This window comes from Achromobacter sp. D7-1, assembly GCF_059760445.1.
The window spans coordinates 1-13376 of record NZ_JCBAMT010000131.1 but is presented as its reverse complement, the minus strand read 5'-3'; the positions used below and the strand labels follow the sequence as shown (position 1 = coordinate 13376).

Sequence of the window (13376 nt, the reverse complement as noted above, 5' to 3'; positions counted from 1 at the left end):
CACATGGGCCGGCGCCCTGCCTGCTTCAGGCGCGCGCTTCCTGGTAGGCGCCGTAGGACAGCAGGCGCTGGACGCGCTGTTCCACGAGCTGTTCGGGCGTCATGCCCTGGAGCTGGCGCAGGGCATCGCCCAGCGCGCGGCGCAGCAGGCGGGCCATGACGCGGGGATCGCGATGGGCGCCGCCCACCGGTTCGTTGACCACGCGGTCCACCAGGCCCAGATCCTTCAGGCGCGGCGCGATGATGGCCAGGGCCTCGGCGGCCTCGGGCGCCTTGTCGGCGCTGCGCCACAGGATCGAGGCGCAGCCTTCCGGCGAAATCACGGCGTAGGTCGCGTATTGGAGCATCAGCACGGCATTGCCCACGGCGATGGCCAGGGCCCCGCCCGAACCGCCTTCGCCGATGATGGTGCAGATCACGGGGACCTTCAGCTCGGCCATGGCGTAGAGGTTGTGGCCGATGGCTTCGGACTGGCCGCGCTCTTCGGCGCCGATGCCGGGATAAGCGCCCGGGGTGTCCACGAACGTGAACACGGGAATGCCGAATTTTTCAGCCAGACGCATCAGGCGCAGGGCCTTGCGATAGCCCTCGGGACGCGGCATGCCGAAATTGCGCGCGGCGCGTTCCTTGGTGTCGCGCCCCTTCTGGTGGCCGATGACCATGCAGGGCGTGCCGTTGAAGCGCGCCAGGCCGCCGATGATGGACTGGTCGTCGGCGTACATGCGGTCGCCGTGCAGTTCATGGAAGTCGGTGAACATTTCGCGCACGTAGTCCAGCGTGTAGGGACGCTGGGGATGGCGGGCGACCAGGGCCGTCTGCCAGGGCGTGAGCTTGGCGTAGATTTCCTTGGCCAAGGTCTGGCTCTTCTGCTGCAGACGTCCGATCTCGTCGGAGATGTCTACGGCCGAATCGGCCTGCACGTAGCGCAGCTGCTCGATCTTGTTCTCAAGCTCGGCGAGCGGTTGTTCGAATTCCAGAAATGTATTGCGCATGTAGTGTGGTTCCGTAGATGGGCTGCCTGGCTTGCGTCAGTACTGGACCGGAGTCGGTTCCAGACTGCGCCACAGATACCAGGTCGCCACGGTACGCCAGGGTTGCCACGCCAACGAGACTTCGCGAGCCTCGAAACGCGAGACAGGCTCGCCGCTGAAATAGTGTAGCGAGATTGCCTTGAGCAACCCAGGATCATCCAGCGGCAGGACATCAGGCCGCTGCAGATTGAAAATCAAAAACATCTCCGCCGTCCAGCGGCCTATGCCCCGGATGGCGGTCAGTTCGGAAATGACGGCTTCGTCGTCCATTGCCGCCCATTTCTCGGGATGGACCCGGCGCTCGCCGAAATGCACGGCCAGGTCCAGCACGTATTCGGCCTTGCGCTGCGACAGCCCTGCCGCGCGCAAGCCTTCCAGGCCGACGCGCAGCACGGCGACGGGCGTGGGGCGCTTGCCCACGGCCTCGATGAACTGGGTCCAGACGGTGTCGGCCGCCTTGCTGGACACCTGCTGCCCGATGATCGCCCGCGCCAGCGTCACGAAAGGCGTGCCGCGCGACGTCAGCCAGACCTCGGGATGCTGGGGAATGATCTTTTTCAGGATGCGGTCGCGCCGCATCAGATGGGCTACGGCGGCTTCCCAATACTCGGGCTTGGGAATCTCGAGGTCGGCAGTGGACATGGCGGGCGGGTCCTGCGGCTTCAAGCCCGACGCCATTGCGTCAGGCCGCCCGGCTTGTCGTCGAGCTCGATGCCAGCTTCGCGCAGTTCCGCACGGATGCGGTCGGCTTCGGCGAAGTTGCGGGCCGCCTTGGCGGCCGCGCGCGCGTCGATCAAGGACTGGATGGCCTCGGCGTCCAGCGCACGGCGCTCGCCCTGTTCGATGGCCGCAGCGGAATAACGGGTGGGCGACTGGAAATACGTCGCTGGATCCTGCTGCAGCAGGCCCAGCAGGGATGCCAGCGCCTTCAACTGGCCGGCGCTGCGCGCGCTCTTGCCGCGGTTGGCCTCGGAGGCCAGTTCGAACAAGGCCGCGATCGCGCCCGAGCTGTTGAAGTCATCGTCCATGGCCGCCTTGAAGGCCTGGGCCTGCGGCTCGTTCCAATCGATGCCCTGCGCGTCGGCAGGCACGTTCTGCAGCGCCTGGTACAGGCGATCGAGCGCGTTCTGCGCGTCGATCAGGTTGTCTGGCGTGTAGTTCTGCGGGCTGCGGTAGTGGTTGCGCACGATGAAGAAGCGCACCATTTCCGCTTCGCGCGGATTGACGCGGTAGACGGCCTGGTCGGCCGCCGGCTCTTCCTGGGCGATGGTCTGGCGGATGGTGCGGAAATTGCCCAGGGACTTGGACATCTTGTCCGAGTCGACCATGAGCGGACCGCAATGCATCCAGATATTCGCCAGCGTGCCGCCGAAGGCCCCCTCGGTCTGGGCGATCTCGTTTTCATGGTGCGGGAATTTCAGGTCCGGGCCGCCGCCATGAATATCCAGCGGCAGGCCCAGCAGCGATTTGCTCATGGCCGAGCACTCGATGTGCCAGCCTGGACGGCCCAGCCCATAGGGCGATTCCCACTTGGTATCGGCCGGTTCTTCCGCCTTGGCGGACTTCCACAGCACGAAATCCAGCGGATCACGCTTGGCCGAACCAACCGCCACGCGCTCGCCTGCGCGCAGGTCGTCCAGCGTCTTGCCCGACAGCTTGCCGTAACCGGCAAAACCACGGACAGCGAAATTCACGTCGCCATCGTCGGCTTGATAAGCCAGGCCGTTCTGCTCGAGCTTGCCGATGATGTCGAGCATATCGCCGACATATTCGGTGGCGCGCGGCTCGCGGTCCGGCGTCTCGACGCCCAGCGCGCGCTCGTCGGCGTGCATGGCGTCGATGTAGAACTCGGTGACTTCGCCGATGCGGCGGCCGGTCTCGACGGCGCGGCGGATGATCTTGTCGTCGATATCCGTGATATTGCGCACATAGTCGACCGCCAGCCCGCTGGCGCGCAGCCAGCGCTGCACGACGTCGAACGACACCAGCATGCGGGCATGGCCCAGGTGGCAGAAGTCATAGACGGTCATGCCACACACGTACATGCGCACCTGACCGGCCTGGGCCGGCTTGAACGGTTCTTTGGTACGCGACAACGTGTTGTAGATTTGCAGCATGGCGCTTATAGGCTTTGTCTAAATTTTCCGTGGCGGTTGCGGAAAGTTGCTGCCGAAGGAAAATACCTTCGGCGCGTGCCGCCGGGCCGGATTTCGATCCCAGGCCATAATCCCACTGGCGCTGACCATTCCGAGCCCGCATTCGAAGGCCCGCATTCCAAGCCGGTTCCACGAACGATATCGCCGGGCTTCGTCCCCGATGTCGAGCCAAAACACAACCGGGGCTAAAATGGCGGTCGTCAAGTATAGCAAGCGGCCCGGTCGCGCGCGTAAGCGTCGGCCTGCCAAGACTTTTAACGGATGCCCAAGTGACTATCAAGCCGCGCTTTCGCGTCGCCCTGCTCGCCCTGGCCCTTGCCGGCGCACCGATTGGCGCCTCTCTGGCCCAGTCGATGGCCGGCGGCGGTGGAACCAACCCCAACGCCAACCGCACCACCCTGGATCCCATCCCGCCCGAGGGCGGCTGGGACAGCCTGGCCAAGCTGCTGGAAGCGGCCAAGCCGGGCGTCGACACGCGCCTGACGCCGTCGCCCTCGCAGATCACTACGTACATCGAGCGGCTGCTGAACCACGGCGACAACGAAGAAGCCCTGGCCATGATCGAAAAACGCCAGGAACAGATCAAGGACCAGCGCGGCACCGACGTGCAGCTGATGTTCCAGCACGCCCGCGCGCTGGCCGCCCTGAATCGCACCGACGAGGCCATCGGCGTCTATACCGAGATGACCAACCGCTTTCCGGAGCTTCCGGAACCTTGGAACAACCTGGCGGCTCTATATGCTGGCCGCGGCGAACTCGACCGCGCGCAGGACGCCCTGTCGATGGCCCTGCGCGCCGACCCGAACTACGCCGCCGCCCGCGCCAATATGGGCGACCTGCAACTTCTGCAGGCCTTGAGCACCTACAAGAAGGCCGCCAGCGACGGCGTGCCCGGCATGCAGGAAAAGGTCCGCGAAGTCGAAACCATGCTGAAGGATAAACACGCCAAATGATGTCCCGATACTCTCCCCTACACCTGCTGCGCCTGACGGCGTGCTCGTTCGCGCTGGCGGCATTCGCCCCGGCGCTCGTCAGCGCCGCCCCTGCGGCAAATTCCTCCACCTCCACCTCTGAAGGCACAAAAACCATGAGCACCACCCCCCGCGTCAAGCTCCAGACCAACCAAGGCGACATGGTCATCACCCTGGATGCCGCCAAGGCGCCCAAGACCGTCGAAAACTTCCTGACCTACGTCAAGGAAGGCTTCTACAACGGCACGGTGTTCCATCGCGTGATCGACGGCTTCATGATCCAGGGCGGCGGCTTTGAGCCCGGCATGAAGCAAAAGCAGACCCATGCCCCCATCGAAAACGAAGCCAACAACGGCCTGAAGAACGACAAGTACACCCTGGCCATGGCCCGCACCAGCGACCCGCACTCGGCCACGGCGCAGTTCTTCATCAACGTCTCCAACAACGACTTCCTGAACTTCACCGCGCCCACGCCGAATGGCTGGGGCTATGCCGTGTTCGGCACCGTGACCGAAGGCATGGACGTGGTCGACAAGATCAAGAACGTGAAGACCGGCAACAAGGGCTTCCACCAGAACGTCCCCAACGAAGACGTGATCATCGAGAAGGCCGAAGTTCTTGAATAAGATTGCGCTGTCCGGCCCCATCTGGCTGGCGTCCGACCTGCATCTGGGACCGGCCACGCCGGCCACCTCGGAGGCCTTCCTGGCCTTCCTGGAGGCCGCGCGCGAGGAAGCCGGCGCCCTGCTGCTGCCGGGCGACATCTTCGATGCCTGGATCGGCGACGACGTGATCCGCGCCGCGCCGCCGTGGCTCGCCACGGCGCTGACGGCGCTGCGCGACACGGCCAGCCGGATTCCGGTCTGGCTGGGCCGCGGCAACCGCGACTTCCTCATCGGGGACGAGCTGGCCCAGGCCCTGGGCGCAAAGCTGCTGCCCGAGCCGGCGCTGCTGGAAACGGACTATGGCCAGATCCTGCTGACCCATGGCGACGAGTTCTGTACGGACGACGCCGCCTACCAGCAGTTCCGCGCAATGGTCCGCGATCCGCGCTGGCAGGCCGAATTCCTGGCCAAGACGATTCCCGAACGACTGGCGATGGCGCAGCAGGCACGCGGCGAAAGCCAGGCCGCCAACCAGACGAAATCCATGGAAATCATGGACGTCAACGCCGCCGCCATCGAATCCGTCTTCCGCGAAACCGGGGTGCGCGTGCTGGTGCATGGCCATACCCATCGCCCCGCCCGCCACGTGCTGGAAGTCGACGGCAAGAAGCGCGAACGCTGGGTCCTGCCCGACTGGGACTGCGACCATGTATCGCCGGCCCGCGGCGGCTGGCTGGTCATCGACCAGGACGGCCTGCAGTTCTACGACCTGGAAACGGAAGCCTAGCTCCCGGACGCGCCACATCGCGACGAAAAACAACGAGGGCCGCGCAAGCGGCCCTCGTCATTACTGCTGCCGGCGCGCCGGCAGTGCCCTCGACGCTCAGCGCGTGAAGATCCAGGCAGCCACCACGCCGCCGAAGATGATCCGATACCAGGCGAACACCCGGTAGGTATGGTTGGCAACGAAGCGCAGCACGGCGCGCACCACCACCATCGCGCTCAGGAACGCGGCCACGAAGCCCACCGCGATGCCAGTCAGGTCGTGCTGGGTGAGCAGCTCCATGTTCTTGTACATGTCGTAGACCGCCGCGCCCAGCATCGTGGGCATCGCCAGGAAGAACGAGAACTCGGTGGCCGTCTTGCGCTGGATGCCGGCGATCATGCCGCCGATGATGGTGGCGCCGGAGCGCGAGGTGCCCGGGATCATGGCCAGGCATTGCGCCACGCCCACGCCCAGCGCCTGCTTCCAGGTGATCTGCTCCAGCGTGCGGGCCGTGGCCCGCTCGTCCGACGCCGTGTCGTCGGCCGCGCCCGGCATGTCGCCGGGCGTGTGGTGCGTCTTGCGCTCCACGTACAGCATGATCAGGCCGCCCAGCACCAGGGTCACGACCACCACGGCCGGGTGATAGAAGACGCTCTTGATGGACTTGATGAAGATCGCCCCGATGACGGCCGCCGGCAGGAAGGCGATGATCAGGTTGCGGGTGAAGGCAACCTCGCTGGGCACGCCGGTCAGCGTGCCGCGGATCAGCGTCAGCAGCCGCGCGCGGAACACCCACATCACCGCCAGGATGGAGCCCAGCTGGATCACCACCTCGAACACCTTGCCCTGGCTGGATTCGAAGTTGATCCAGTCGCCCACCAGGATGAGGTGGCCGGTGCTGGACACGGGAATGAACTCCGTCAGGCCCTCGATGATGCCCAGGATGAACGCTTTGATCAGGTATAGAGTGTTTTCGGTCACGATGGGAGGTCGGTTTCAGTTAATCGTTGGCTAGGGATTCGTCGTCGGCGAGCATTTCCTGGGGACGCTTCTCTACGCGCACCAGCGCGATGCGGCGGCCGTCCATTTCCAGGACTTCAAAGCGGAAATGCTCATGGTGGACTTCGTATTCGCAGACGTCGCCCGGCTTGGGCAGATGCCCGAAACGCGATAGCAGGTACCCCGCCAGGGTTGAAAAATCCTGGGCGTCATCGACCAGGCCTTCGGTTTCCAGCACCTGCTCGACATGGTGCAGATCGGCCGCGCCGTCGATTTTCCAGGTGTTGTCGCCGTCGGCAACGATGTCGGGCAGTTCGTCTTCGTCGGGAAACTCGCCGGCAATCGCCTCGAAGACATCGATGGGCGTCACCAGCCCCTCGATGGCGCCAAACTCGTCGGCCACCAGCACCAGCTGGCCGCGCGAACGCTTGAGCGTATCCATCAGGCGCAGGATGCCGATGGACTCGTGCACGATGATGGGGTCGCGCAGGCGGTTGCGGCGCACCCTGCCCTCGGTGATCAGGTCCGCCACCAGGTCCTTGGCGCGGGCGATACCCAGCACCTCATCGAGCGAACCGCGGCATACCGGAAAGAAACTGTGCGGCGCCTCGGTCAGCTGGCGGCGGATGGTTTCCGGATCGTCGTCGATGTTGATCCAGGAAACATCCGTGCGCGGCGTCATGATCGAGCGGATGGAGCGCTCGGCCAGCGTCAATACGCCGCTGACCATATTGCGTTCCTCGACTCCGAACGCCGGAATGGCCGGGCCGTTCGCGCTGGGCATGTCGGCCTCGTCGGCGGGCGGCCGCTTGCCCAGCATGCGCAGCACCGCGGATGCGGTGCGTTCGCGCATCGGCCGGCGCGCGTCCAGCTTGAGCAGATTGCGGCGCGCCACCTGGTTGAGGGCTTCGATGGCGACCGAGAAGCCGATGGCCGCGTACAGATAGCCCTTGGGCACCTTGAAGCCGAAGGCTTCAGCCAAGAGCGAGAAGCCGATCATCAGCAGGAAGCCCAGGCACAGCACCACCACCGTGGGGTGAGCGTTGACGAAACGCGTCAGCGGCTTGGATGCCAGCAGCATGATGCCGATGGCGATGACGACGGCGATCATCATGATGGCCAGATGGTCCACCATGCCCACCGCGGTGATGACGGAGTCCAGCGAGAACACCGCGTCCAGCACCACGATCTGCGTCACGATCACCCAGAAGCTGGCGTACACGCGCGGCCCCGACGAGCCGCCGTGCTGGGAGCCCTCCAGGCGCTCGTGCAGTTCCATGGTGCCCTTGAACAGCAGGAACAGGCCGCCGATCATCAGGATCAGGTCGCGGCCCGAAAACGACAGCGGGCCGATGGAAAACAGGGGGGCGGTCAGCGTGACCAGCCATGACATGACCGACAAGAGGCCTAGACGCATGATGAGCGCCAGGCTCAGGCCCATGATGCGCGCGCGGTCGCGTTGCGCCGGGGGCAGCTTGTCCGCCAGGATGGCGATGAAAATCAGGTTATCGATCCCCAGGACGATCTCAAGGATGACCAGGGTAAGCAAGCCGACCCACGCAGTAGGGTCCAGCAGCCACTCCATCAGGAGCTCCAGAAGTTACACGACCGGTAATCGTACATGGAAAATCCGTGACACGCCGGTGACGAGCCCCGTCCTTTTGCCTGAGGCAGGCACGGTTTAGGCCTGGTGAACCAGGGCATCCGCAGCCTGGCTCCATGGCAAAAAAACAAAAAAAACCGGCCCGTGGCCGGTCTTCGCGTCTGGCAGAGAGCCGGTCAGCTGCCGAGCTTGAGCGTGCCCTTCATCATGGCCCAATGGCCGGGGAAGGAGCAGAAATAGGCATAAGCCTCGCCCGGAGTCAGCTTGGATACGTCGAACGTAACCGAATCCGACTCGCCGCCGCCGATGACCTTGGTGTGGGCGATGACGCGGGTGTCGCCCGCCTTGACGTAATCCTGCGGCAGGCCGGCGTTCATGCCGTCGGTGGCCACGGCCGTCTTGTCGGCTTCCTTGGTCAGCACCCAGTTGTGGCCCATGGCGACCTTGGCCATTTTGCCGACGTGCTTGAGATGCACGGTGAATTGCTTGCAGCTTTTGTCGACGACCATTTCCTTCAGGTTGTACTGCATGGCGTCGTTGCTTTCTATGGTTGCTTCGCACTGAGCGGCCAACGCGGGCAGGCTGGCTGCGGACAGAACGATGGCTAGGGTGGCTTTTGCCAGCATGGAGATTCTCCGTAAACGTTGGCGGCTCTTCCGACACGCGTGAGGCACATGCCTCGCGTCGCTGCCGCCACGCACAAGTCTATGGCGCCCCGCAAGCCGCGCTATTGACGGACATCAATAGCGCCTCGTTCACCCCCTTCAAAACGGGGATATCCCCTACGCCGCATGAGGGTATTGCCGCCATGCGGCCTGCGCGCGCGCGCCGATTGACAAACCGCAATACGAAGGACGCCGCGTGTTCTTAGCATGCCTGCAAACAAACACAATCAGCAGAGTCCGAAAATGCAAGGCAGCATAGCGGCGGGGCGTGGGATCAGGCGGTACACGGGGTTCATTCATGCGGTTCTGCTGGCCTTGCTGCTGCTATGCGCGCAGGCCGCCAGCACCGCGCAGGCCCAGCGCTTGCCGGACTTCCTGGGCGGCACCCCGATCGGACAGATCTTCCCCGGCGCGGACCGCGCCGATCCGCCCGCCGGCAAACCCATGGCCGCCAAGGTCTATGCGGGCGCGCGCCAGCTGGGCGTGGTCTATCTCACTTCCGACGTCGTCAACACGCGCGGCTACTCCAGCAAGCCCATCGACGTGCTGGTCGGCCTGGCGAACGACGGGCGCATCGTCGGCGCCCGGCTGGTGGAACACCATGAGCCCATCGTACTCATCGGCATTCCGCAGTCCAAGGTCGACCATTTCATCAGCGGCTATGTCGGGCTGAACTTCGTGGACTCCCCGCCTCGCCATGGCGCGCCGCCGCCGGTGGACATTATCAGCGGCGCGACCGTCACCCTGATGGTGATCGGCGACAGCATCACGCGCTCGGCCATCGCCGTGGCCCGCGCCTACGGCATCGATAAGACTGCCGCAACAGCGCCGCAGGCCGCGCCCGTTGCCGCCCGCGTCGTGGACGATACGCGCGACGCCGTCCAGTCCTGGCAGGACCTGGTGGCGACCAAGGCGGTGCGCAACCTGCGGCTGAGTCCGGAGGACGTGAACCAGGCGTTCCTCGCATCGGGCAGAAGCGATGCGGCCGCAAACGCCGAGGGCAGCGCGGACGCGGACGGCTTCATCGACCTATACGCCGCACTGGTCAGCGTGCCCGCGATCGGCCGCAGCCTGCTGGGCGACACAGAATGGCAGCGCCTGAAGGAAAGGCTCAAGCCCGGCCAGCAAGCGGTGCTGGTGGCCGGCAACGGCGCGTACTCGTTCAAGGGGTCGGGCTATGTGCGCGGCGGCATCTTCGACCGCATCGAGATCATCCAGGATGAAAGCAGCTTCCGCTTCCGCGACCGCAACCATCAGCGCCTGGCCGACGTAGCTGCGCAAGGCGCGCCGGCGTTCCGCGAAGTGGCGCTGTTCGTGGTGCCCGAGGACGCCACGCTGGATCCGGTCGCGCCCTGGCGCCTGCAGCTCATGGTGCAGCGCGTGCTCAGCGTCAGCGACAAGGCCTTCGTGACGTTCGACCTGGGCTATGAACTGCCGGCGGCCTACACCCGTCCGGCCGCTGGCGCGCAAGCGGCCGCGGCTGCCCCTGCTCCCGCCGCAGCCGTCCCGGCCCAGGCTGAGGAACCAGCGCCCGCGCTGTGGAAACAGATATGGCATGGCAAGGCCGGACAGGTCGCGGTCCTGACCGTGGCGCTGCTGGTGCTGGTCGGTATCTTCTTCTTCCAGGACCAATTGACCAGCCGCCCCCTGCTGCACGACCGCCTGCGACTGGCGTTCCTGGCGTTCGCGCTGTTCTGGATCGGCTGGTACGGCCAGGCCCAGCTGTCCATCGTCAACGTGCTGACTTTCTTCTCGGCGCTGCGCAGCGACTTCCGCTGGGAATACTTCCTGATGGATCCGCTGGTGTTCATCCTGTGGTGCGCCACCGCCATCTCCATGGTGTTCTGGAACCGCGGCGCCTTCTGCGGCTGGCTGTGCCCCTTCGGCGCCCTGCAGGAACTCACCAACCGCATCGCCCGCCGCCTGGGCGTGCGCCAGCTCAAGATCAGCCACGGCGTGAACCAGCGCCTGTCGACCCTGAAGTACGTGATCTTCCTGCTGCTGTTCGGCTTTTCGCTGTACGACCTGGCGCTGGCCGAGCAGCTTTCCGAAGTCGAACCGTTCAAGACCGCGATCATCCTGCGCTTCATGCGCTACTGGCCGTTCGTCGCGTTCGCCGTGGCGCTGCTGGCCGCCGGCCTGTTCGTGGAGCGCTTCTTCTGCCGCTACCTCTGTCCGCTGGGGGCCGCGCTGGCCATCCCCGCCCGCCTGCGCATCTTCAACTGGCTGCGCCGCTACCGCGACTGCGGCAACCCCTGTCAGCGCTGCAATCTCGAATGTCCGGTGCAGGCGATCGATCCCACGGGCGAGATCAATCCGAACGAGTGCATCCAGTGCCTGCACTGCCAGATGCTCTATCACCACGAACAGAAGTGTCCGCACCTGATCCAGAAGAAGGCCAAGCGGGAGCGCCGCCGCGCACCGGCGGCCGAACCAGCCGAGCAAGTCATCGTCATGCACCGCGCGCCGAACCCGAACAGCGAACCCGGCGCCTGAACCCACTTTCCGCACAGCGGCGCCCGGCGCCGTCCCTACCAAGGAGTTATCCATGTCCGACAAGAACCCCGACAAGGCCGGCCTCACCCGCCGCAGCTTCCTCGGAACCGCAGCCATCACGGGCGCCGCAGGCCTGGTGGCGGGCGCGCAGATCTCCACTGCCCACGGCAAGGACGCCAAGGGCGGCGCCAATGGCGTGCTGGGCCATGTCGCCCCGGGCGAGCTCGACGAATACTACGCTTTCAATTCCAGCGGCCAATCGGGCGAGGTCCGCGTGCTGGGCCTGCCGTCCATGCGCGAGCTGGTCCGCATCCCGGTCTTCAACCATTGCAGCGCCACCGGCTGGGGCCGCACCAACGAAAGCCGCAAGATCCTGACCGAAGGCCTCACCCCCGAGACCCGCGAATACCTGAAGGACAAGGGCGGCGTGTTCATCAACGGCGACGCCCACCACCCGCACCTCTCGTTCACCGACCGCACCTACGACGGCCGCTATCTGTACATCAACGACAAGGCCAACAACCGCGTCGCCCGCATCCGCCTGGATGTGATGAAGACGGACAAGATCACCGAACTGCCCAACGTGTCCGGCGTGCACGGCCTGCGGCCGCAGCGATACCCGCGCACCGGCTATGTGTTCGCCAACGGCGAGCACATCATCCCCCTGCCCAACGACGGCAAGGTGACGGACGATCCCAAGAAGAACTTCTTCGCCATCTACACCGCGCTGGACGGCGACACCATGAAGGTCGCCTGGCAGGTGCTGGTCGACGGCAACCTGGACAACGGCGACGCCGACTACCAGGGCAAGTACTCGTTCTCCACCTGCTACAACTCGGAGAAAGGCGTCACGGTGGAAGAAGCCTCGGCCAACGAACAGGACTGGGTCGTGGTGTTCAACATCAAGCGCATCGAAGAAGCCGTCAAGAAGGGCGACTTCAAGACCATGGGTGGCGTGCCGGTGATCGACGGACGCCACGGCTCCAAGTACACCCGCTACATTCCGGTGCCGAACTCGCCGCACGGCTGCAACGCCGCGCCCGATGGTATCCACCTGGTGCTCAACGGCAAGCTCTCGCCCACCGTCACGGTGCTGGACGTGCGCACGCTGGACGACCTGTTCGACGACAAGATCAAGCCGCGCGATTGCGTGGTGGCCGAACCCCAGCTGGGCCTGGGCCCGCTGCACACGGCATTCGACGGCCGCGGCAACGCCTACACCACGCTGTTCATCGACAGCCAGATGGTCAAGTGGAACATAGACAAGGCCAAGCGCGCGTTCAAGGGCGAGAAGGTCGACCCGATCATCCAGAAGCTGGACGTGCACTACCAGCCCGGCCACAACCACTCGACGATGGGAGAAACCCGCGAGGCCGACGGCAAATGGCTGGTGTCGCTGAACAAGTTCTCCAAGGACCGTTTCCTGAACGTCGGCCCGCTCAAGCCCGAGAACGACCAGCTCATTGACATTTCGGGCGACGAAATGAAGCTGGTGCATGACGGCCCCAGCTTCGCCGAGCCGCATGACATGTGCCTGGTGCACCGCTCCAAGGTCCATCCCATCAGCGTCTGGAAACGCGACGACCCGATGTGGGAAGACGCCCGCCAAATGGCCAAGAAGGACGGCGTGTCGCTGGACGATGCAGCCAAGGTGGTGCGCGACGGCAACAAGGTGCGCGTGTACATGATGGCGGTCGCGCCCATGTTCAGCATCAAGAAGTTCGAGGTCAACCAGGGCGACGAGGTCACCGTGGTAGTCACGAACATGGAGGTGATCGAAGACTTGACGCACGGCTTCACGCTGGAAGGCCACGGCATCGCCATGGAGATCGGACCCCAGGCTACCGCCTCGGTCACCTTCACGGCAGACCGTCTGGGCGTGTACTGGTACTACTGCCAGTGGTTCTGCCACGCGCTGCACATGGAAATGTCCGGCCAGATGGTCGTGCATCCCAAGAAGACCGTGTAGCGCTTATGAAGCTCGCCGCACTCTTGACGATGCGCGCCGGCCAGGCCGCCCGCGCCGTGCTGCTGGCGGCCGCCGGGCTGGCGTTGCCGGGCGCGGCGGCCGCGGCGACGCTCGAT

The 13376-nt window shown here is 65.0% G+C and carries 11 protein-coding genes; 5 read left to right on the top strand and 6 right to left on the bottom strand.

Translation table 11 applies throughout. From position 1 onward, the window contains the following. Positions 1-25: 25 nt before the first annotated feature. Genes AC6LKD_RS31340 through cysS form a run of 3 tightly spaced genes read right to left on the bottom strand, consistent with a single transcriptional unit; the run spans position 26 to position 3147 of the window. Positions 26-991: an acetyl-CoA carboxylase carboxyltransferase subunit alpha gene (locus AC6LKD_RS31340; protein WP_013395161.1), complete on the bottom strand. Its 966-nt coding sequence runs from the start codon at positions 989-991 to the stop codon at positions 26-28. Positions 992-1027: 36 nt separating this feature from the next. Next, positions 1028-1672, bottom strand: a complete 645-nt coding sequence (locus tag AC6LKD_RS31335; protein WP_013395162.1) for a DNA-3-methyladenine glycosylase family protein — start codon at positions 1670-1672, stop codon at positions 1028-1030. A 20-nt stretch (positions 1673-1692) separates the two neighbouring features. Further along, positions 1693-3147 carry a cysteine--tRNA ligase gene (cysS, locus tag AC6LKD_RS31330; RefSeq protein WP_498118432.1) on the bottom strand — a complete coding sequence of 485 codons (1455 nt, stop codon included), beginning with the start codon at positions 3145-3147 and terminating at the stop codon, positions 1693-1695. Positions 3148-3455: 308 nt separating this feature from the next. Between cysS and AC6LKD_RS31325 the strand changes: the two genes are divergently transcribed. The 3 genes from AC6LKD_RS31325 to AC6LKD_RS31315 all read left to right on the top strand — a co-directional run bounded on the left by AC6LKD_RS31325 (position 3456) and on the right by AC6LKD_RS31315 (position 5549). After that, a complete protein-coding gene (locus AC6LKD_RS31325) occupies positions 3456-4139 on the top strand; it encodes a tetratricopeptide repeat protein (RefSeq protein ID WP_013395164.1) in 684 nt (227 codons plus the stop codon). Positions 4140-4273: 134 nt separating this feature from the next. Then, positions 4274-4783, top strand: a complete 510-nt coding sequence (locus AC6LKD_RS31320; RefSeq protein WP_498118431.1) for a peptidylprolyl isomerase — start codon at positions 4274-4276, stop codon at positions 4781-4783. Continuing rightward, the gene (locus tag AC6LKD_RS31315; protein WP_492276586.1) at positions 4776-5549 is read left to right on the top strand and encodes a UDP-2,3-diacylglucosamine diphosphatase; all 774 of its coding nucleotides are present in this window, start codon (positions 4776-4778) and stop codon (positions 5547-5549) included. The genes AC6LKD_RS31320 and AC6LKD_RS31315 overlap by 8 nt, the downstream gene beginning before the upstream one ends. Positions 5550-5645: 96 nt before the next feature. Here AC6LKD_RS31315 and AC6LKD_RS31310 read toward each other — a convergent pair whose 3' ends face one another. The 3 genes from AC6LKD_RS31310 to azu all read right to left on the bottom strand — a co-directional run bounded on the left by AC6LKD_RS31310 (position 5646) and on the right by azu (position 8756). Then, positions 5646-6509: an undecaprenyl-diphosphate phosphatase gene (locus AC6LKD_RS31310; protein WP_013395167.1), complete on the bottom strand. Its 864-nt coding sequence runs from the start codon at positions 6507-6509 to the stop codon at positions 5646-5648. Positions 6510-6528: 19 nt separating this feature from the next. Continuing rightward, positions 6529-8112, bottom strand: coding sequence for a TerC family protein (locus AC6LKD_RS31305; protein ID WP_013395168.1), 1584 nt, complete (start codon positions 8110-8112; stop codon positions 6529-6531). Between the two features lie 194 nt (positions 8113-8306). Then, entirely contained in the window at positions 8307-8756 is a 450-nt protein-coding gene (azu, locus tag AC6LKD_RS31300) for an azurin (RefSeq protein ID WP_013395169.1), read from the bottom strand. Positions 8757-9038: 282 nt separating this feature from the next. On the opposite strand from azu, the gene AC6LKD_RS31295 reads away from it, so the two are divergent. Both AC6LKD_RS31295 and nosZ read left to right on the top strand, forming a co-directional pair. Next, positions 9039-11291 carry a 4Fe-4S binding protein gene (locus tag AC6LKD_RS31295; protein WP_498118430.1) on the top strand — a complete coding sequence of 751 codons (2253 nt, stop codon included), beginning with the start codon at positions 9039-9041 and terminating at the stop codon, positions 11289-11291. A gap of 52 nt (positions 11292-11343) precedes the next feature. Then, positions 11344-13260, top strand: coding sequence for a TAT-dependent nitrous-oxide reductase (nosZ, locus tag AC6LKD_RS31290; protein WP_013395171.1), 1917 nt, complete (start codon positions 11344-11346; stop codon positions 13258-13260). The last annotated feature ends 116 nt before the right edge of the window (positions 13261-13376 follow it).